The 19,788-nt window shown below is 50.6% G+C and carries 14 protein-coding genes; 11 read left to right on the forward strand and 3 right to left on the reverse strand.

Translation table 11 applies throughout. The features are described 5' to 3' along the window. Nucleotides 1–21 precede the first annotated feature (21 nt). The 4 genes from OLM33_04035 to OLM33_04050 all read left to right on the forward strand — a co-directional run bounded on the left by OLM33_04035 (nucleotide 22) and on the right by OLM33_04050 (nucleotide 6,967). Nucleotides 22–1,290, forward strand: coding sequence for an efflux RND transporter periplasmic adaptor subunit (locus tag OLM33_04035; GenBank protein MCW1712843.1), 1,269 nt, complete (start codon nucleotides 22–24; stop codon nucleotides 1,288–1,290). 1 nt (nucleotide 1,291) lies between these two features. Next, on the forward strand, nucleotides 1,292–4,429 hold the full coding sequence (locus OLM33_04040) for an efflux RND transporter permease subunit (protein ID MCW1712844.1): 3,138 nt from the start codon (nucleotides 1,292–1,294) through the stop codon (nucleotides 4,427–4,429). Nucleotides 4,430–4,431: 2 nt separating this feature from the next. After that, on the forward strand, nucleotides 4,432–5,898 hold the full coding sequence (locus OLM33_04045) for an efflux transporter outer membrane subunit (GenBank protein ID MCW1712845.1): 1,467 nt from the start codon (nucleotides 4,432–4,434) through the stop codon (nucleotides 5,896–5,898). Nucleotides 5,899–6,010: 112 nt separating this feature from the next. Beyond that, the gene (locus OLM33_04050; protein ID MCW1712846.1) at nucleotides 6,011–6,967 is read left to right on the forward strand and encodes an SDR family NAD(P)-dependent oxidoreductase; all 957 of its coding nucleotides are present in this window, start codon (nucleotides 6,011–6,013) and stop codon (nucleotides 6,965–6,967) included. A gap of 4 nt (nucleotides 6,968–6,971) precedes the next feature. Here OLM33_04050 and OLM33_04055 read toward each other — a convergent pair whose 3' ends face one another. Next, nucleotides 6,972–7,733 carry a YdcF family protein gene (locus OLM33_04055; GenBank protein ID MCW1712847.1) on the reverse strand — a complete coding sequence of 254 codons (762 nt, stop codon included), beginning with the start codon at nucleotides 7,731–7,733 and terminating at the stop codon, nucleotides 6,972–6,974. A gap of 154 nt (nucleotides 7,734–7,887) precedes the next feature. Here OLM33_04055 and OLM33_04060 point away from each other — a divergent pair, with 154 nt between their 5' ends. The 6 genes from OLM33_04060 (at nucleotide 7,888) to OLM33_04085 (ending at nucleotide 16,570) form a co-directional block, all read left to right on the forward strand. After that, the gene (locus tag OLM33_04060; protein MCW1712848.1) at nucleotides 7,888–10,758 is read left to right on the forward strand and encodes a UPF0182 family protein; all 2,871 of its coding nucleotides are present in this window, start codon (nucleotides 7,888–7,890) and stop codon (nucleotides 10,756–10,758) included. Continuing rightward, nucleotides 10,758–11,237, forward strand: coding sequence for a hypothetical protein (locus OLM33_04065; GenBank protein ID MCW1712849.1), 480 nt, complete (start codon nucleotides 10,758–10,760; stop codon nucleotides 11,235–11,237). Before OLM33_04060 ends, OLM33_04065 begins: the two co-directional genes overlap by 1 nt. Then, nucleotides 11,230–12,063: a hypothetical protein gene (locus OLM33_04070; GenBank protein MCW1712850.1), complete on the forward strand. Its 834-nt coding sequence runs from the start codon at nucleotides 11,230–11,232 to the stop codon at nucleotides 12,061–12,063. The genes OLM33_04065 and OLM33_04070 overlap by 8 nt, the downstream gene beginning before the upstream one ends. Before the next feature lie 58 nt (nucleotides 12,064–12,121). After that, nucleotides 12,122–12,865 (forward strand): hypothetical protein, encoded by a 744-nt coding sequence (locus OLM33_04075; protein MCW1712851.1) that lies wholly within the window; start codon nucleotides 12,122–12,124, stop codon nucleotides 12,863–12,865. A gap of 223 nt (nucleotides 12,866–13,088) precedes the next feature. Further along, nucleotides 13,089–14,825: a PEP/pyruvate-binding domain-containing protein gene (locus tag OLM33_04080; protein ID MCW1712852.1), complete on the forward strand. Its 1,737-nt coding sequence runs from the start codon at nucleotides 13,089–13,091 to the stop codon at nucleotides 14,823–14,825. Further along, nucleotides 14,822–16,570, forward strand: coding sequence for a PEP/pyruvate-binding domain-containing protein (locus OLM33_04085; GenBank protein MCW1712853.1), 1,749 nt, complete (start codon nucleotides 14,822–14,824; stop codon nucleotides 16,568–16,570). The genes OLM33_04080 and OLM33_04085 overlap by 4 nt, the downstream gene beginning before the upstream one ends. Nucleotides 16,571–16,630: 60 nt before the next feature. Here OLM33_04085 and OLM33_04090 read toward each other — a convergent pair whose 3' ends face one another. Both OLM33_04090 and OLM33_04095 read right to left on the reverse strand, forming a co-directional pair. After that, nucleotides 16,631–17,545 (reverse strand): hypothetical protein, encoded by a 915-nt coding sequence (locus OLM33_04090; protein MCW1712854.1) that lies wholly within the window; start codon nucleotides 17,543–17,545, stop codon nucleotides 16,631–16,633. Between the two features lie 34 nt (nucleotides 17,546–17,579). After that, nucleotides 17,580–18,131 carry a hypothetical protein gene (locus OLM33_04095; GenBank protein MCW1712855.1) on the reverse strand — a complete coding sequence of 184 codons (552 nt, stop codon included), beginning with the start codon at nucleotides 18,129–18,131 and terminating at the stop codon, nucleotides 17,580–17,582. Between the two features lie 112 nt (nucleotides 18,132–18,243). On the opposite strand from OLM33_04095, the gene OLM33_04100 reads away from it, so the two are divergent. Then, nucleotides 18,244–19,689: a glycosyl hydrolase family 18 protein gene (locus OLM33_04100; GenBank protein MCW1712856.1), complete on the forward strand. Its 1,446-nt coding sequence runs from the start codon at nucleotides 18,244–18,246 to the stop codon at nucleotides 19,687–19,689. Nucleotides 19,690–19,788: the final 99 nt, after the last annotated feature.

Here is a 19,788-nt window from a genome sequence, read left to right on the forward strand (position 1 = left end):
AGAAAGAGCAGGTGCGCATATATGACATCACTTGGTGAAGATGGAAAGATTCGGATCAACAACCCTAAACACAGAGGCGGGCTGATCAAAACAGCGGCAGTCCTGGCAATTGCGGTCCTGATCGGATTCGCGCTCAAAAGCCACTTCAGCCCTGACGCTTCGGCGAAGCGGGCAAACATGCAGCCGCAGGCCCCTGCCGTAGTACTGTACAATGTGAGCGAAAAGACTCTCTCATCGAGCCGCAGTTTCATTGGCAGGGTCGAAGCCATACAGAGCGTTTCCCTAAGGCCACAGGTCTCGGGGGAGATCATGAAGGTGAACTTCAAAGAAGGTTCTTTCGTAAAAGCGGGGCAGATCCTTTTTACAATAGACAGCAGCAACTATCAGGCTACCGTCGACCTGAGAAGAGCGGAGCTTGAACAGGCCCAGGCGTCTCTGACCAAGTCAGAAAAATATCTTGCCCGCGTAAAGTCAGCGGACAAACGGAGCATTTCAGCCAGCGACATAGATGCTGCAGAGAGCGCATTCCTCCAGGCAAAGGCGGGTGTTTCGCAGGCAAAGGCAGCTTTGAAGCTTGCTGAAATAGATCTTGCCCATACCCGGATCTTGTCTCCTATCACAGGCCGGACAGGCGCAGCGGCCTACACTAAGGGCAACTACGTGACACCCGCTTCGGGAGCACTTGCAACGATAATACAAACCGATCCCGTACGTGTTTCATTTGCCCTTCCTGACAAAGACTACCTGGATCAGCTGGAACTATTCAGGAAAAACGGGCCTGTCTACCGTACCACCCTTGTGTTGTCCAACGGAAGAGAGCTCGACATACAGGGTGAAAGGGATTTTGAAAGCAACAAAGTGGACGACAGGACCGGGACCATTGAAATGGTGATACGCTTTCCTAATCCGGAAGGGATACTTATCCCCGGCTCTATGGTGCGGATCGGGACAAGACCGATTGAGAACGATCCCAGCATGATCATCCCGCAGGAATCCATTCTTGCAGACTCTCAGGGAAGCTATGTCTACACGGTCGATGAAAAGAACATTGCACACCAGACAAGGATAGAACTCGGAGAAGAGGTCGGGACGATGCGCAAGGTCACTAAGGGGCTGAAGCAGAATGACAGGGTGATCCGCATCGGACTCCAGAACGTCCGTCCCGAGACCCCTGTGGCTCCTGCAAAAATTGGGACTGAGACCAAGACAGCCGCTGAGATAGCCGGAATGTCGGAGGAAGAGGCCCTGGCTTCGGAGACAGCTTCTTCGGATAAAAAAGAAGGAAACTAAGATGTTTTCGAAATTTTTCATCAAACGACCCAGATTTGCAATGGTCATAGCCATAGTACTGGCTCTGGCCGGATCGATAAGCGCCTTCAGACTGCCGGTCGCACAGTATCCTGATGTCACACCTCCGCAGATAAGCGTCAGCACCTCATACCGGGGAGCAGATGCCGCCACCCTTGCGAACACTGTCGCCGCTCCGCTTGAAGAGCAGATGAACGGTGTCGACGGGATGATCTACATGAGCTCGACATCAGACAACAGCGGTAATTACGAACTGGCGATAACTTTTGAGATGGGTACCGACCCCGACATGGCCCTTGTCAAAGTGCAGAACCGTGTCCAGCAGGCAACGCCTATGCTGCCGAGCGAGGTCACGGCACAGGGTATAACTGTTGAGTCAAGATTCTCAGACACACTGGGATTTGTAGGAATTATCTCGCCCAACGGAACCAAGGACGGGGCATTCCTCATGGACTACGCTGAAAATAATGTAAAAAACGTTTTTAAGCGTGTTCCGGGGATGGGAGACTGCAGAGTATTCGGATCCAAATACAGCATACGCATCTGGCTCGATCCCGAGCGTATAGCCTCGATGGGGATCAGCATCAACGATGTTTCCTCCGCCATAAAGAGCCAGAACAGACAGGCTTCGATCGGTTCGATCGGGACTGCGCCCGCAAAGACTGATCAGCCTCTTGTCTATTCATTGACTGCCAGGGGGCGCCTCAACTCAGTAAGTGAGTTTGAGAACATAATCCTGCGTACCACAGCTGAGGGCGGACTGGTAAAGCTTAAGGACGTCTCCAGGATCGAACTGGGTTCCGAGACATACGCATTTGACGCGACATTCAACGGCAGTCCGGCTGCAATGATGCTTCTGACCCAGTCCTCTGGCTCCAATGCACTTGATGTAATGGCGGGAGCCAAGAAAACGATCGAGGAGCTTAAGCCGCAGCTGCCGAATGACACTGAATTCGTTCTGGGCTACGACTCCACAGAATACGTGACTTCAACGATCAAAGAGATCATAATGACGCTGTTTATGACATTCTCACTTGTCGTTTTTGTCTGCTACATCTTCCTTCAGGACCTCAGGGTCACTCTTGTCCCTGTCGCGGCGATCCCCGTTTCTCTTCTGGCAACGTTTACCGGCCTGGCAATGTTGGGCTACAGCATCAATATCCTTTCGCTCTTCGGCCTTGTCCTTGTCATCGGAACAGTTGTCGACGACGCGATCATTGTTGTCGAACGGGTCCTTTTTATAATGGACAGAGACCACTGTGACACGGAAACGGCAACATTGCAGGCGATGAGGGACGTAACCGGTCCTATGGCGGCGACAACGCTGGTCTTCCTGGCCATATTCGTTCCGGTAGGTTTCATGGGAGGCATAACGGGGCAGATATACAGGCAGTTTGCAGTGACCATATCATTCTCGGTAGTCTTTTCCCTCATAGTGGCGCTTACGCTCAGCCCGGCGATGTGCGCCCATTTTCTCAAAAAGGTGCATCCTAAAAAAAGCGGTCCGCTCAAGTGGTTTAACGACGTGCTCGGCGTGTCGACCACGAAATACGTATCCGGTTCTGTCTGGCTTGCGAGGAGAAAGGCGGTCACCGTTGCAGCCCTTGCCGCAGTGATCATTGCGGCGGCATTGTCAGCCAAGTATCTGCCCACGGAATTTCTGCCTACAGAGGATCAGGGCGCGGCATTCGCGGCCATCCAGCTGCCTGAAGGGGCAAGCCTGGGAAGGACACAGGCTGTAATGGACAAACTCATCCCCCAGATAAAGGATATACCCGGAGTAAAATTTGCAATGGGAATAAAAGGTTACAGCATAATAGGCGGATCAAGCGAAAATATGGGTTCCATAATAGTTCCGCTTGAACACTGGGAGGATAGAAAGAGGAAAGAGAAAAGCCTTCAGAACATCGTCGGCAGGATCGTAGCGATAGGAGCGTCAGTTCCCGAGGCTCAGATAAACGTGTTCACCCCCCCGGCAATACAGGGTCTTGGAGTTAGCGGAGGCATCGATATGCGTCTTCAGTCACGCATGGAGAATGACCCGGAGAGGATGGCGATGGTCCTAAGGGATTTCGTAGGGAAGGTAAACCAGATCCCGGAAGTTCTCTATGCGTACAGCACTTACACGTCAAACACGCCTCATCTGTTCCTGGACATCGACAGAGAAAAGGCAGAGATGCTGAATGTACCCGTAGGTAATATATTTGCAACTCTGCAGACATATTTCGGATCGGCATACATAAACGACATCAACATCGGTACCCAGGTTAACAAGGTAATGGTGCAGTCGGACTGGAACTTCAGAAACAGCATAGGCAACGTGGGAAGCATACACGTGAACAGCACCGCGGGCGAACCGGTCCCACTCCAAAGCCTGGTGTCGGTCAAGAACACAGTTGCGCCCCGTTCCATATCAAGGTACAACCTCTATCCGAGTGCAGCCGTGACAGTGGTGATGAAACAGGGATTTTCTACAGGCCAGGGAATAATCAAGCTCAGGGAACTGGCCAAAGACCTCCCGGCAGGCTACGGATACGAATGGTCGGGAATGACTTATCAGGAACAGAAGGCCAAGGGGCAGATAGCCATCATCATCACGATCGCGATGATCTTTGCATATCTTTTCCTTGTAGCGCAGTATGAGAGCTGGACTGTTCCCGTACCGGTAATACTTTCACTGCCTGTCGCGGTCCTGGGGGCGCTTGCCGGAGTCTATGTCATGGGACTCTCTGTCTCCATATACGTACAGCTCGGCATACTGCTTCTCATAGGACTGGCGGGAAAGAATGCGATACTTATCGTTGAGTTCGCAAAGGAGCAGCGTGAGGATAAGGGCCTTTCGATAATCGATGCCGCGGCTGAGGCAGCGCGTGAACGTTTGCGCGCGGTCCTTATGACAGCCTTCACCTGCGTCGTCGGGGTCCTTCCCATGCTTTTTGCAAGCGGAGCAGGCGCGGGCAGCAGAAAGGCAGTAGGTACCACGATATGCTACGGGATGACTACAGCGACTGTGCTGGGAATATTCCTTATACCCGCCCTTTATGTGATCTTTCAGACTCTGAGGGAAAACATAAAAGGCCGCATAAAGTCCGTATGGGGCAAGGAACAGGGGAGTCTATGACAATGAAAAAGATAACAATCGCGATAATAATGGCGATCCTTCTTATTTCAGGAACGGCTTCGGCACAGAACACCCGGGATACGGCCGACCAGGATCTTGCTCATGGCAAATGGATAGAGATGGCTCAAAGGTATCCGGTCCCCGCGGTCTCCCAGGACCAGATGGTCAGGCCTGACCCCAAAATGCTGTCTGAGTGGTGGGAGTCATTCAACGATGAACTGCTGACGCAGCTGGTCGAGTGGGCGATGCAGAGCAACAGGGACCTGGCCTCGGCACGCGAAAAGGTAACTGAGGCAAGGGCCGCGCTTGGAATAAACAAAGCCGCGCTCCTTCCATGGCTCGACAATACTGATTACTGGTACAACACAAGGACTCCAGTGGAAACAGGCGGTGCGGGAAAAGGGATCGGCATCTACCGCCTGGGTATCGACGCCTCATGGGAGATAGACATTTTCGGGGGTAAAAGGGAGAGCATAAAGGCCGGAGCTGCTTCCCTGGAAGCTCAGTATGCCTCGCTTCACTCAGCCTGGGTGTCGTTGTCTGCCGAGGTGGCGCTCAACTACCTTACTCTGTGTACTCTTCAGGAAAGGCTGCAGATAGCCGAGAGTAACCTTGTCCTCCAGGAAGAGACGCTGGAAATGCTTCAATCCAGGGTAGACGCAGGACTCAGTGACCATCTTGCACTCAACCAGTCGAAATATACTCTTGAGCAGACCAGGGCTGAAATACCACCTATAAAGAAGAGCATCGAGGAAACAAAAAACAACCTGGCCGTGCTTACCGGAAGAGTACCGGGAAGCCTTGGCGAAATGCTTGACAAGGCAAGGCCTATCCCTAAATCCGACCCGGTGATGATGATAGGGATACCGGTAAACAGCATCCGCCAGAGGCCAGACATATTTGCTGCGGAGCGTCAGCTTGCTGCCCAGATCGCGCGTAAAAAATCTGCGAAAGCGGATCTGTGGCCTAAGTTCTACCTTCTGGGATCCATCGGGACTGAGGCGCTCGACACAGGCAGCCTTTTTGAGGGTCCCAACAAGGCATATTCATTCGGCCCGAAGATAACGTGGCCGATATTCCACGGAGGGGCCATCCGTAACAATATCAAAGTTCAGACGGCAAGGCAGGAGCAGTACCTGGCGGCGTACGAGCAGACGGTCCTCAATGCGGTCGCGGAGGTAAGGAATGCCCTGACAGCCGAAATGGAGGAGAGAAAAAGGAACGAGGCCCTGAGGAAGGGAATAGATGCCGCGCAGACAGCGCTTGAGGTCGCAAACGATAAATACAGAAACGGTCTCACGGATTTCAACAATGTCATCAATGCCCAAAGGTCTCTTCTGATATTGTCGGAGGCCCGTGCCATCAGCGACGGGCAGATAACATCAAATACCGTCAGGCTGTTCAAAGCCCTTGGAGGGGGATGGGCACCTCTGAGCGAAGAGTACGAGTCGGCACAGGCAAAAAAATAGGGCCGTCATTTCAGGGATTTTTTCAGCGAGCTCCGTCAGTGTCAATGACGGGGCTCGCGCTGTTATAATTGTTACGTTCCAGGATAAGTATCTTTTCAGAGGGGGCAATTACATGAAACCGGCGAGATCTGCTTTGATAACGGGCGGAGCGGGATTTATCGGCTCCCACATGGCTGACGAACTGATCGCGGACGGATGGGAAGTCGCAGTGCTTGACAACCTGGAGACGGGAAAGCGAGAGAACCTGGAACATCTCCGGGGTGACCCCCGGCTGACCTTTGTGGAGGGGGACGTTTCTGACAAAGATATACTGAAAGGTCTTCTTGAGGGCAGAGATGCCGTTTTCCATTTCGCGGCCATGGTCTCGGTCCCGCTGTCGGTCGAAATGCCCGAAAAGTGTCACCGCAACAACATAACGGCATTCAGTGACCTTATCATTGCAATGAAGGATATGGATATTCCCCTGATCTATGCAAGCTCCGCAGCAGTTTACGGGAACAGGGACGAAGGGCTCAGGCACGAAGACGAGATCCCTCTCCCGATGTCGCCCTACGGAGCGAGCAAAGCGATAAACGAAATACAGGCGGCATGTGCAGCAAAGGTGTGGGGTTTGGATCCCGTCGGCTTCAGGTTTTTTAATGTTTACGGACCCAGACAGGACCCCTTTGGACCCTATGCATCCGTCATTCCCAGGTTCTGCCATGCGCTTTCGACCGGGAGAAGACCGGTGATTTTCGGTGACGGGAATCAGACCAGGGATTTCGTGTATGTGAGGGACCTGACCTCGATTTTGCTAAAGATGTGTGAAAAGGCACACATGAACAGGGGCAGAGTCTTCAATCTGGCCACAGGAACGAGCATGTCAGTTAATGAACTTCTGATACTTATATCAGGTATCATGGGGTCCTTCGTAACGGAAGAGAGGCTTCCGGAGAGGGCCGGCGACATAAAAATGAGCAGCGCCGACATAACCCTTCTGACAGAAGCGATCGGCAGGCCTGCTTTTACCGATATCGGTCCAGCGCTTTCAGTGACGGCGCAATGGTACAGGGATAACTACAGAAACTGAAGCCTTATCCCAGCATCCTGAATACCAGTATCCCTATCCACTCCTTGATGCCCATGCAGGAGAGGCAGAAGTGGTGTGCGTCCGGGAAAAGATCGGGAAGGCCGCGGAATCCGGGGTAAGTTTCCAGTCCTCCGGAGAGAGGAAAGAGATCTTTCCCCTTCAAGACTGAATGTGCCCTCAGCATTGAACGGGGGATATGGAACGCGTTGGTGACGATGACTACATCCTGCAAGTCGCTGTCGGAAAGGATTTTTGCCGCATAGGCCATGTTTTCTCCGGTAGTCCTTGAAGAAGTTTCAGTCACAGTCTTCCCCTTCCAGCCCATCTTTAAAGCACACTCTTCCATTATCTCCGCCTCGGTCCTCCGGTTGAAGCCATATACGTTCCCGCCGGAGAAGATAAGGACATCCTTATTAGGGTCTGCAGCGGTCACAGCAGTATATATCCTCTCCAGGGAGTAGACTCCGGGCATGCTCTCCCGCCCCTCCCTGTCGTAGTTTGAACCGCCCGCAAGCACAAGGAAGGCGGTCGGTCTTTCGGTAAGAGGAAGAGAATTTTCGTATTTCCTCTCCAGCCTTCCGGTTATTGCGTATGAGCCTACAGAGGTGCTCATGAACCAGATCAAAAGTGAAAACAGAAGCATTGATCCGGAGAGTTTTTTTTTGCTTTTTGTCCTGAGGAGCAGGCAGGAAAAGAGGGCCGTTATTATGACCAGCAGTCCCGGGGGCACTATTAGTGATCCAAGAAGCTTGTATGCATAGAACATTATCTCGCCCTCCGCATTTCATCTGAGAGTATCAATACACCAAGGCTGCATTAACAGGATGTCCTGCTATTTAAGCAAGAGAACGCTGGACATGCAGCTGATTTTAGTTAACAATAACTAGATACGATTGTACATTAGCTGGGAGCTGGTGACCATGGACCTCAAAAAAATTTTTGAAAGCATGTATGGCCATACTCGTCAGGAATGGACAGACGGCTCAGGGGACAATGAGAACGGATGGGATGATGCCAGGCCTAAGATACCGAACATCAGGATGCCAAAAATCTCTAGGCTATGGCTTGGCCTGGGTGGTCTGTTCCTCCTCTTCACAGTGATCCTGCCCGGACTGGCAATTTTTTTGACCGACCTCTATTGGTTTGAATCCTACGGATTTGAGGCAGTCTTCTGGAGGAGGTTCACGGCCAGGTGGGAACTCTTTTTTATTGCTCTTGTACCGGCATTTCTTATCTATTGGTACAACTGGCGTTCGGCATGGAAAAACGGACTGAGGCTTATCAGCGACGGATCAGAGGAAGTTGTCGGGCTTCGCGCCTCTAAATGGGCCATAATAGCGGCTGCTGCACTTTTTGCTGTCGTCAATGCGCTGAACGCGATGGAGTCGTGGGGCACTTTCCTCAAATTTATCGATCCCACACCATTCGGCGAAACAGATCCGCTGTTTGGCAAGGATATTGGTTTTTATGTTTTCACACTCCCATTCATAAATTATCTCCAGTCATGGCTTCAGGGAGTACTGACCGTTGCTCTGATCGGCACCTTCGCATCATATTTTATGACGAGGTCCCTTTCGCTTGACGGAGCAAAATTGACCGCCACTCTGAGGGCAAGGCTCCATATGTCCCTTCTCGGATCGCTCCTGTTGATCGTGTGGGGAGCCGGATACTGGCTTGCAAGGTATGAGATACTTTTTTCTCCGACAGGAGTGGTTTTTGGAGCGGGCTATACAGACGTAAAGATCCTCCTGCCGTCCTACAGTATCCTGGCAGCTGCCGCTGCAGCGGCGGCTGCTCTCCTGCTTATGAATTTTTACAGGCCAATGTGGAAGATGTCGGCTGTGCTGATCGGGATCCTGCTGCTGCTGGGTTGGGTCGCCAGATCGTTTGTACCTGGCCTTGTCCAGCAGTACAGGGTAAAGCCTAACGAATACGAACTTGAAAAACCATTCCTTGGTTACCATCTTGACTATACCAGGAGGGCTTTCGGACTGAACAGCGTGAGGACGATCCCACTGACGCCGGAAAATGAGGTCACTCCTGAAGAACTGCAGGCCGACCAGGAGACCGTGAGGAATATCAGGCTGTGGGATTACTCTCCGCTCCTGAGGACATACAAGCAGCTCCAGGCCATAAGGACGTATTATGACTTTGATGATGTCTACATAGACAGGTACAAGCTGAACGGAGGGAACAGGCAGGTAATGCTGTCCGTAAGGGAGCTTGACCTGTCCAAACTGCAGAACCAGACATGGGTGAACATGCACCTTGAATTTACCCACGGATACGGGGTAGTGATGAATCCCGTCAACGAAGTCTCTCCCGGAGGGCTCCCGCACTTTTTCATGAAGGACCTGCCTCCCAGATCGACCGTTGACATAAAACTTGACAGGCCGCAGATCTATTATGGATCCATGAAGGACTTTTATGTCCTGGTAAATACAGATGTCAAAGAGTTTGACTATCCGATGGGCGACTCCAACGTAAGAAGTACCTACGAAGGAGATGGAGGCGTGGAGATCGGTTCTTTCTGGAGAAGGCTGCTTTTTACGCTTAGGTTCAGGGATACCGAGATACTTTTCACAGGCGCGCTCAGGCCCGAGAGCAGGGTGCTTTACTACCGGAATGTCAGGGAGGCGCTGGGTGAAGTTGCTCCATTCCTCCTTTTTGACGGAGACACTTATCCAGTCATATTCAACGGCCGCATAATCTGGGTCCAGGACGCTTTTACATGGACCCACAGGTATCCTTATTCGAAGCCTGTAATGACAGCTGACCCGACGCTGAGACATTTCAACGGGGTCAATTACATAAGGAACAGCGTCAAAGCGACAGTCGACGCCTATGACGGGAAAATGTCATTCTACATAGTCGATGAAAAAGATCCAGTAGCGCGGACCTGGCAGAAAATATTCCCTCATATTTTCAAACCTGCTGGCGCGATGTCCGAAGAGCTTTGGAAGCACATGAGGTATCCGGAAGACTTTTTCGAGGTCCAGACGGATGTTTACAGAACATACCACATGACTGATACCAACACATACTACAACAGGGAAGACGTGTGGGAGGTCACTCCAGTCGGACGCGAGAGAAGGATCCAGCCAAACTATGTAACGATGAAGCTTTGGGGCGAAAAGGACCCTGAATTTGCTGTCATTGTCCCGTACATGCCCCTGGGAAGGGACAATCTGATAGGCTGGATGGCCGGAAGGTGCGACCCCGACAATTACGGAGAGCTTCTGGTATATGAGTTCCCCAAACAAAAACTGATCTACGGTCCGGCTCAGATAGAGGCCCTGATAAACCAGCACCCTGAGATATCTTCACAGCTTTCGCTATGGAGCCAGAGAGGGTCGGATGTTATTATCGGTGATCTGCTTGTAATACCCATAGGAAAATCACTGCTCTATGTACAGCCGCTCTATCTTAAAGCCGAGAACGGCGAACTTCCCGAACTTAAGAGGGTGATCGTCTCAACAGGGGGAAGGGTGGAGTGGAGCGAGACTTTTGCGGGAGCACTGCAAAAACTGATGGGAAAGAACGTCTTTGAAAAGGGTGGTCCGGCCGTTTCCGGCGGAGCTCCGGCACCTAAGCGCGAAGAAGCGGAAAAAGAGCTGCCCTCTGTAAAGAAAATCAGCGAAAATGATATCGCCTCCCTTGCAAAATTAGCGCAGGAATTATACGATTCGGCCCAGGAAGCGCAGCGGCAGGGCGACTGGGCGCTTTACGGGGAGAAGATAAAAGAACTTGGGAATGTGATCTCAGAACTGGAAGAGAGGTCAAAAAAGTAATGTTCACAATACTTTTCGGAGCTTTGGCGGTCATCGTATTAGTCCTGATGTGCTTTGGGATCTATATTTTTGCTGCATATGTCTTTTCCAGGCTCGGGGAGAAGTTCAGGATCGGCTCTTTCCTGCAGTTCCTGATCCCCTTTTATAACGTGATGCTCCTTTGCGACTGCGCAAGGATCTCACGCTGGTTCACGGTGGCTATCATCGCACCGGGGATAGTTACGGCTGCCATGAACTTCGTAAGCTTCTACCTTTTTTCCGAGGTCTTCAGTTCAGGTGCCGCACTGGTAGCCTTTGCAGCCAATGTATATCTCTGGGGAAAAATAGCCGAGAGGCTTGGTAAAAATTTCTGGCTCTGGGGGATACTGACTCCTGTCCTTCTGGGACTTCCGGTCCTGATCCTGGCCTTTGACGGATCGATGCCGTCGAGGAACGGAGGATATTCAGGCAAAGGAGAGAAAAGATACATAGATGTCTAAGATCCATGCTGAACATCCTTATATTTTCGCAACAGAAGATACGCATAAAAAAGCCGGCAAAAGATGTTTAAAACATAAAATTGCATGGGATATCTTTTTCGCACTCCTCTTACTGCTCCTTACGGGGAGAGAGGCTTTGTGGGCTTCTGCGGCAGAGGAAACCATTTCCGAGGATATTGTGGCCAACATTGCATCCGCGGATGCAGAAACATCTCAGCCGCAGAGTGAAGAGTACTCTGCAAACTCTCTCATGCCTGAAATATTCGAAGTATCCCTGAACATGATCTATCCGCATGAAGGCGTCAAGAAGGATCAGCTGAGAAATTCCCTGAAGGAGCTCCTTGCGGCAGGAAGTGAAAAAGAGGCTGCAATAAAGATCGGTGCGGTAATGGGCAGTGAACGCAAAAAATCGACAGCCTACCTTGGCTTTTACTGCAGAGTGGCCCTACCCTATGTCAACGGAGGACTGGACGAGAGGGCACGTTTTCTTAGCTGGTTTTTGAACGGGTACGGAGGATCCGGAGTCGTTATCCTTTCTGAAGAAGGCATCGAAAAGATTATGGCGACCGGCAGAAAAAGGGGTGAATTCTGGCGTTTCGTTGAAGAGGGAAATGTACCTTCTGACAAGCTTGACAGGATCTACGGATCATCGGATGCATTTTATATCCCATTCACTGCCGGAGAGGTGTTTATATTGGACATAATAGGTTCTGACAACGGAAAAGCCGCTTTGTGGAAGGTGCTGCCCGGAGGGATAAACAAAAAGACCTGGAGTGCCGGTACCTGGGAGAGAGAGATAACGGTCAGAGGCGACAAGCTTTATTGAGACCGGTTGAATAGAGTAAAATATTTATAATCATATTTTTTTGAGGGGTGTTGTGAAGATGAGAGTAAAATGGACAGCAGCATTGATCCTGGTTTTGGCGTTTACCCTATATTCAGTGCCCGTCTTTGCAGCATCCGACTGGGACACTTTTGTGGCGGAAATGGAGAAGAAGGAGAAGATCAAAGACACAGGGGCAGCAATAGTTGCCGACATGCTTGATATCGCACCCGGGGGCACCGAGACCGAATTGTGGCAAAAACTGTGGAACGGGGAACCGCGCTGGAGAGCCGCTGCAGCTGTGGCGCTGATCAGCAGGATGTTTCCTGACGGCGATCCATCAAGGTGGCAGGAGGTGTCAGGCTTTGCCCCCCGGCAGAGCGTACAGCCGAGACAGCTTATCGCCATGGATGCGTTTTTCGTCGCTGTCGATTCCCTCAGCCGGATACCCGACGGGATATGGGGATCAGCCTATCTGCTTGACCTTTTCGGCAAGTCCGGCATGGGTAAGGTGATGTTCATTGAAGAGATACCAGAGGGCATGGACAGGGTACTGAGCGAAGTCGTCTCCTCCACGGGCCTTCCTGGCGACTGGAGCATAAAGAGGACACGAGGCAAACTTCCGGTACTGCCTCTCTACAGGGGCTACATAACGAGGAGTTCAGCCGATTCCAGAAACATGCAGTATCTTGATGGGTACGGCTCGATCGCGTCAAATGGCAAATATGCGTGGGACAGGGACAGAGGATATGTTTACCAGATCATCGAAGACAACGGTTTCAGGGATGTCTGGATAGTACCGTGATGTGAACTGTCTTTGCCGAGACCGCCGGCTGTAAAAGTTTTAAAAATGTCAGAGAGAAAGGTGCCGGCAGTTCTTTTCCTTTCTCTCTTTTCATATTTTCATCCATTTTTAAAATTGTTGTAATAGAAGCTTTAACAGTATATCATCTTAACAGACAGAGCTGCATAAAACGAATTTTTTTGCAGTAAAAAGTTAGTTTTTGTCGTTTAGCGGGGGTGGAAGTATGGAATATGGAGAGTATTATAAAAGTTTTGACCCTGAACCCTACTACAGGGAACGCGGCTGGCTGATAGGCAGCGGAAGGGTAGGGGGAAAGGCAAAAGGGCTCAGTTTTGCCTATGAGATACTTAAATCGAACGGAATGCTCGACGAAGTATGTTTGCCAAGATGCACCTTCGTTATTACTACATCCGTCTTTGAGGAGTTCATGGAAGAAAACAGGCTTTGGGACAGGCTGCTGGATCTCAGGGAACACAGCGATGCGCCGAAGCTGCACAGGATCTGCCAGGATGCCCATCTGCCCGAAAGCCTGGATATGGATCTGGAGATGATCCTGGATACAATAGATACTCCGATGTCTGTCCGTTCATCATCGATATTGGAAGACGATGTCAATCTTTCTTTTGCAGGCAAATATGCAACAAAATTCGTCTCCAACAGCGGTGACAGAGCTTCAAGGAGAAGAGGCCTTGAGGCTGCGATCAAGGAGGTGTACGCGTCGACCTACAACCCGGCTGCCAGGGAGTACAAAAGGAAGCACAACATACTTTGGGGAGGCGAGCGGATGGGGGTCCTCATCCAGCCCATAGCGGGGAAGATGAGGGATAGTAAATATTATCCGGAGCTTGCAGGGACTGCCTTCTCGCAGGTCTTCAGAAGGCCTTCGCCAAGGATCAGGAAGGAAGACGGAGTGGCAAGGATATGCTTCGGCCTCGGCACAAGAACGGTCGACAGGAGCTTTGCCAGGACCTTCTACCTCACAAACCCGAACCTGAGACCCGAAGGCAACAGGCCTGCCGAGATAGTATCCCACTCTCAGGAACAGTTCGACTACGTTGACATAGAACACAACGCCTTCATGACGGCTTATGCCGGGAACTATATCAGGATGATCATGCAGGAACACAAGATGGCCCAGTCATACCTTCAGTGGTATGACGGCAATATGTTCCATTGGCTTCTGGCGGACACCAGAGACATGGTTGCTCCCAGGGCTGTATTTACATTCGCGGAGCTTCCGCAGAAATGTCCTCAGCTGTTCAAAAGGATTAAAAAGCTGCTTCGGCTTTTTGAGGAGGAACTGCGGCTGCCATCCGACATGGAGTTTACATATGAGAGCGCAGGAGACGAATTTACGCTTGTTCAGCTCAGGCCGCTGTCAGTTTATGATGACAAGGGCAAGGTCGTCATACCTGAAGTCAGCCCCGAAAATACGATACTAAGGGGGAACCGGATGGTCGCAAACGGCAGGCTTGAGAACATAAAGCACATAGTGTATGTGGACCCTGAGCTTTATGGCAGGACACCGGACTTTTATGATGTGGCAAGGGCAATAGGAGAAATTAACGCAAAATTGGACGGGGAGAGATACCTTCTTGTGGGACCGGGGCGATGGGGAAGCTCAAATCCCGTTCTCGGAGTGCCTGTACAGTACAGTGAGCTTTCGAATTCAGGATGTCTTGTCGAACTTGGCATACCCAGCAAAGGCATGGCTCCGGAACTTTCGTACGGGACGCACTTTTTCCTCGATCTGGATGGAGACAACATACTCTACCTTCCCGTATTTGACGGAGAGAAAGGCAACGTCTACAACAAGGGATGGTTTGAGAGCAGAGAATGGACATCAGCCCACCATCCCGCCGTGAGGCATTACCGCGGGACATTCGATGTCCTGCTTGACGGTGACAGTGAGGTTGGGGTAGTGATAGACAAGGGCGATACGGAGGTGAAGGGCAAGTGACCGATCTGGAAAGGACCAGGGAAGAGTATTTCGCATGGGACCCGCACGACGATCCGGAATTTGCGCCAATGATATTCGGCAAAGGGACGATTGGAGGAAAGGGCCGTTCCCTTCTTTTTGCGCTGAGAAAACTTCGTGATTCAGGTGATCCGCAGCTATCCAACAGCAAGGTCCCGGAGTCGATATACTTCGGGATAGACATTTTTCACCGTTTCCTTGAGTCAGTGCCGTCTCTGGATCTTCTGATATCGCAGAATGACCCGGAGAGGCTGGAAGAAGTTTTCCTCCGGACTCCGCTGCCTGCGACAGTGACTGAAGCAGTAAGGAATTTTCTCTCAGAGATGCACGACCCGGTTGTTATAAGGAGCAGCAGCAGGCTTGAGGATTCAGCCAAACATTCGTTTGCCGGAAAGTACCTGACGACATTCATGAGCAATGATTCACCGTCTCTGGAAGAGAGGGTGCTAATAGTTGAAAGAGAGATCAGGAAGATATATTCAAGGATATACTTCCCTGAAGCGACGAGCTACAGGAAAAAACACGGACTTGGCGATGACGACATGGGGATAATCGTTATCAGGATGTCCGGAAGATGGCACGGAAGGTACTATTACCCCACGATAGCCGGAGTAGGCTATTCTCAGAATTTCCGACGATGGAACAAAAGGGTGAAACAAAAGGACGGTGTTCTCAGGCTTGTCTTTGGACTGGGGACCATGAGTACGAAGAGAGGTTATGCAAGGACGATATCCCTGACGAATGCGTATCTGAGGCCGGACGGACAGAGTCCGGAAAAGATCGCTATCCATTCCCAGGAAAGATTCCATGTGATCGACAGGGAAAGACCCAATGAACTGACGACGCTCGACATCAAAAAAGAATGGCGTCAGCTGATAGAATATCATCCCGACTTTGACGCCTATGCGCAGATATATTGCTATGATCCCGACGGGGGATGCCTCTCTTCTCTGATGAAATCCACTCAGAGGATCGATCTGGGATCAAAGGTTTGCCTGACCTTTGACAACTTCCCGAAAAAATACCCAAACTTTTTTGAAAGGATGAAAAAGACACTCCCTCTGCTGGAGTCTTCGATGGGGCTGCCGGCAGACATCGAGTTTGCATATGAACCTCTTGATGACAGTTTTTGCCTGATACAGTCGCGTCCGTGCTGGTGTCAGACATGCGAGGAGGAAGGGATCCCCGACCTTGGCGGAAAGAGGGTAATTCTTAAGGCTGACAGGATGGTCACGCCCGGAGTGCTCCACAACATACCCTGCCTCGTATATATCGACCACTTGCAATACTATTCAAATCCTGATTTTTTCAAGGTCGCGCGGGGGATCGGCGAAATAAATGAACAGATGAAAGGACAGAAGTTCATCTTTGTCTCGCCCGGCAGGGTAGGGTCGAGCAACCCCGAACTTGGAGTACCGGTAAAGTACAACGAGCTTACAAACTGCTGCTGCATAGTCGAACTTGGCATACCCAGGCTCGGATTTATGCCTGAACTCTCTTACGGGACCCACTTCTTCTCAGATCTTGCAGTGGACAGTGTCCTCTACATGCCCGTCTTTGAGGGAGAATCAAACAATCTCATAGATCAGGAGTGGTTCACCGAAAACGAGTGGGAAGAGGGTCCACATCCGGCAATAAGGATATACAGGGGGAACTTTTCAGCCTACATGGACGGAGAGAGCAACCAGGGAGTAATAATCGACAACGGAACATCTGCAGAAGGGTAAAATATATATAAAAAAGGGGCAGCCCGAAAAGGCCGCCCCTACTGCAAATATATCTGTCTCTCAGTCAAGAAGCTTTTCCACTATTGCACCGGTCTCGCCCAGCGCCACGGCGTCTATCTCCTCGGGGTCGCATCTCTGCTGCTCCATTTCACGGATCTTAGCCTTGGCCTCTTCCACTTCTTTCAGAACTCCGGCACCGTCGTATCCTTCCCGCAGGAGCTTGATGTCCTTCTCATCCGTCAGCCTGTCGGTCAGATAGCCGAAGAGGAATGCCGGCGCGCTGAGTGCGGCGAGCCTGTTGTCGGAGGAACACCACGGCTCTGCCACATAGGTGGCGTAATTTATGGTATCTTCCATCTCTTCGTCGATATCGTCGTCAGACTCGGGGAACTCCCATATGTTCAGGACGAAGAAGGGAACATTCGGATCAAGCGAGATAGCGTAGTTCACTGCATCGCGGATATCGGCAGGGTCTGCTTCAGTCTCAATAAGCGCGATAGCGCGGGCATGCTCCCCGACGACGGATTCAAGGGGATCGCTCTCAAGCGTTTCGAAAATCTCCCTGTACATCTGGAGATCCAGCAGGCAGCGGTAAAGAAGTGTCCTGCTCGGATAGAATCCCTCATCATCAAAGTTTGCGAACTCTCTTGCGATCTCCAGAGCCTCCTCGGTCTTTTGCTCTGCGAGCAGCGAGTATCCCAGGTTCATCATAATGGTGCAGTATGCCTGCGCATCTCTGTCTTCTTCGAGGTCGGGAGGGGTCTCTTTTTCGGATATTATCATCCTGATGCCGGAAAGTGCCTCCCTGAGCATGTCAAGATTTTCGATACAGTCGTCATAAGTCATAGTTTCCCAGACTGCCAGTTTCCCGTAAGGGCTGTCAGGGTCTTTTTCAAGTATCTCCCTGCCGATCTCACTGATTTCTTCATCGGTATCTGCCGCGTCAAGCCTTTCAAGAAGCTCTTCGATATTCATTCTCTTTTCTCCTTTTATTTATTGTAATGATCCGCTATATCCTTGATATTACCATCATAAGCATGCCGCCAGGCTGGAGTTTCAGCATGCACCTGTAGCCTTTTACCAAACTGCTTCTCTGAGCTCCGTCAAGCATATTGCCGTATACACCCATTGACTTTAAGGCACTGTCCGCTTCAGTCTCAGATATCCCGCTGTCCAGAGAGTAGATCATCTGCCTGCAAATGTTTACAAAACGGTTGTTTTCGTAGGACCCGGGTACGGGCACAGATCTTTTTTCGTCTTCGTGAGGATCCGTAAAAGAGAGCAGAGCTACGCTCATAAGTTCCTTACCCTCTTCTGAGCCTGTCAGGACCATAATCAGCTTTCCGCCGCACTCAAGGACTTTTTTTGTTCCTTCCGAATCCTGGATGCCGGAGGCTATGGCAGCGCTGGAAATCCCGTTTTTCACCCTGATACATGAATATCCCAGTCTCTTCAAAAAAAGATCGGGGCTGATCCCCATTCCTTCTGAACAGTCGGCTTGCTGTGAAAAGACGAGCAGGAAGAGCAGGACTGTGAAGAGCGAAATTTTTCTCAGAACCAAACACTCCGGTCGTTAAGGATTTTATCCATGCATTATATAGCAATTTTGCCGAATCTCTTACCGGTAAATGAGGTTAAGATTATACTAGAAATGTTGAAAGGGGTCATATGAATTGATAAAGATAAAGTTTGTGCACCGCGTGGTCTTTCTCTCATTCCTGTTTTTAGCTCTTTTCTTTAATTCAATGGCAAGCGCTGATGAAAATGACAGGTATCTCGACATAATTTTTTCTTACGGACCCTCAAGGGACCTGCTGGGGACAGCCATTGTCCGCGGAAAGGATATATGGGTGCCCGCAGATCTCCTGGGTACGCTGGGGCTGCCCTTAACGAAAGGTCCGAATGGAAAGGGTTTTCTTATTGAAGTCAGGGAACCTGCCAAAGTTTTTGGCATTAAGGAACTTGAGAGGCTGTCAGGAAGATCCATTTCTTTATATTTCCCCTCGATGGACAATGAGGGTACCTCTTATTTCAACGTAACAGGATTGGAACAACTGACAGGGATAGCTGCAGATGAGACAAACGCTGGTCTCGAACTCAAAAGGATCACTCTCAATACCCCTTTGAACATAAGAAAGCCTGATAATGCCTTCCTGAAAAATAAACGGATCACCCTTGCGTGGGCACACATCACAAGGGATAATCCCGATCTCGCAGCGGAAGAACGCATTGATGGGCTTGATGTGATCTCGCCGACATGGTTCAACCTTACCGACGGCAGCGGAAATATGGCAAACAGAGCCTCCGCAGCCTATGTTGAGGCTGCGCGCGAAAAGGGATACCGCATATGGCCCCTTGTTTCAAACGGCTTCAGCAAAGAGAACACGTCAAGGTTTTTCAACGACACTGCTGCCGTGAATATCTTTATTGCACGAATTCTATGTTATTCGAAGCTCTATGGTTTTGACGGCATAAACATAGATTTTGAAAATGTTGATGCTGCCGACAGGGACAAATATGTGCGTTTCATCTCGCTGCTCAGCGGTTATCTCAAAGGGGAGGGTCTTGTAAGCTCTGTAGACGTCCACGTACCCGGAAACAGCAATCTGTCAAGGAGCCACGACAGGGGGGCACTTTCAAAACACGTTGATTACGTTATGCTCATGGCCTATGACGAACATTGGAGGACCTCTCCGAGGGCGGGTTCTGTCGCTTCGATGCCGTGGGTCGAACGTGCAGTGCAAAAAACAATAGAGGAGGGCGTGCCTCCTGCAAAGCTGATATTAGGCGTTCCTTTTTACATGAGGAAATGGGAGGAAACTCCGACGGGTCAGGGCAAGGTAAAAGTCAAAGGTTCCACCCTTACTATGGCCGAGTCAGATTCTATTATTTACGAAAGAGGACTCTCCCCGGTATGGCTCAGTGACAAGGGGCAGTATTTCTATTCGTATCTTTCAGAGGGAAAGACCTATAAGGTATGGGTAGAAAACAAGGATTCCATAAAAACCAAGCTCTCGATCCTTGATAAGTACCGCCTTGCCGGGGTCGCGGGGTGGAGGAAGGGACACGAGACTCCTGATGTCTGGGATACGATAAGAACTTTAGTAAAGAACAGGTAAGAAGTTTGTCCCGGCAGGTCAATGAGAAAGGGCTGTGTGAGATCTTACGATTTCACGCAGCCCCTTGATTTATCAAAAAGCTGATGATTATTTTGCTGT

This window comes from Synergistaceae bacterium DZ-S4 (assembly GCA_025943965.1).
GTDB lineage: Bacteria > Synergistota > Synergistia > Synergistales > Synergistaceae > Caenicola > Caenicola nitritireducens.

Bases quoted from the DNA above. Each gene is read 5' to 3' on its own strand.
- OLM33_04035 (MCW1712843.1), top strand. From the start codon at position 22: ATGACATCACTTGGTGAAGATGGAAAGATTCGGATCAACAACCCTAAA.
- OLM33_04040 (MCW1712844.1), top strand. From the start codon at position 1,292: ATGTTTTCGAAATTTTTCATCAAACGACCCAGATTTGCAATGGTCATA.
- OLM33_04045 (MCW1712845.1), top strand. From the start codon at position 4,432: ATGAAAAAGATAACAATCGCGATAATAATGGCGATCCTTCTTATTTCA.
- OLM33_04050 (MCW1712846.1), top strand. From the start codon at position 6,011: ATGAAACCGGCGAGATCTGCTTTGATAACGGGCGGAGCGGGATTTATC.
- OLM33_04055 (MCW1712847.1), bottom strand. From the start codon at position 7,733: ATGTTCTATGCATACAAGCTTCTTGGATCACTAATAGTGCCCCCGGGA.
- OLM33_04060 (MCW1712848.1), top strand. From the start codon at position 7,888: ATGGACCTCAAAAAAATTTTTGAAAGCATGTATGGCCATACTCGTCAG.
- OLM33_04065 (MCW1712849.1), top strand. From the start codon at position 10,758: ATGTTCACAATACTTTTCGGAGCTTTGGCGGTCATCGTATTAGTCCTG.
- OLM33_04070 (MCW1712850.1), top strand. From the start codon at position 11,230: ATGTCTAAGATCCATGCTGAACATCCTTATATTTTCGCAACAGAAGAT.
- OLM33_04075 (MCW1712851.1), top strand. From the start codon at position 12,122: ATGAGAGTAAAATGGACAGCAGCATTGATCCTGGTTTTGGCGTTTACC.
- OLM33_04080 (MCW1712852.1), top strand. From the start codon at position 13,089: ATGGAATATGGAGAGTATTATAAAAGTTTTGACCCTGAACCCTACTAC.
- OLM33_04090 (MCW1712854.1), bottom strand. From the start codon at position 17,545: ATGAATATCGAAGAGCTTCTTGAAAGGCTTGACGCGGCAGATACCGAT.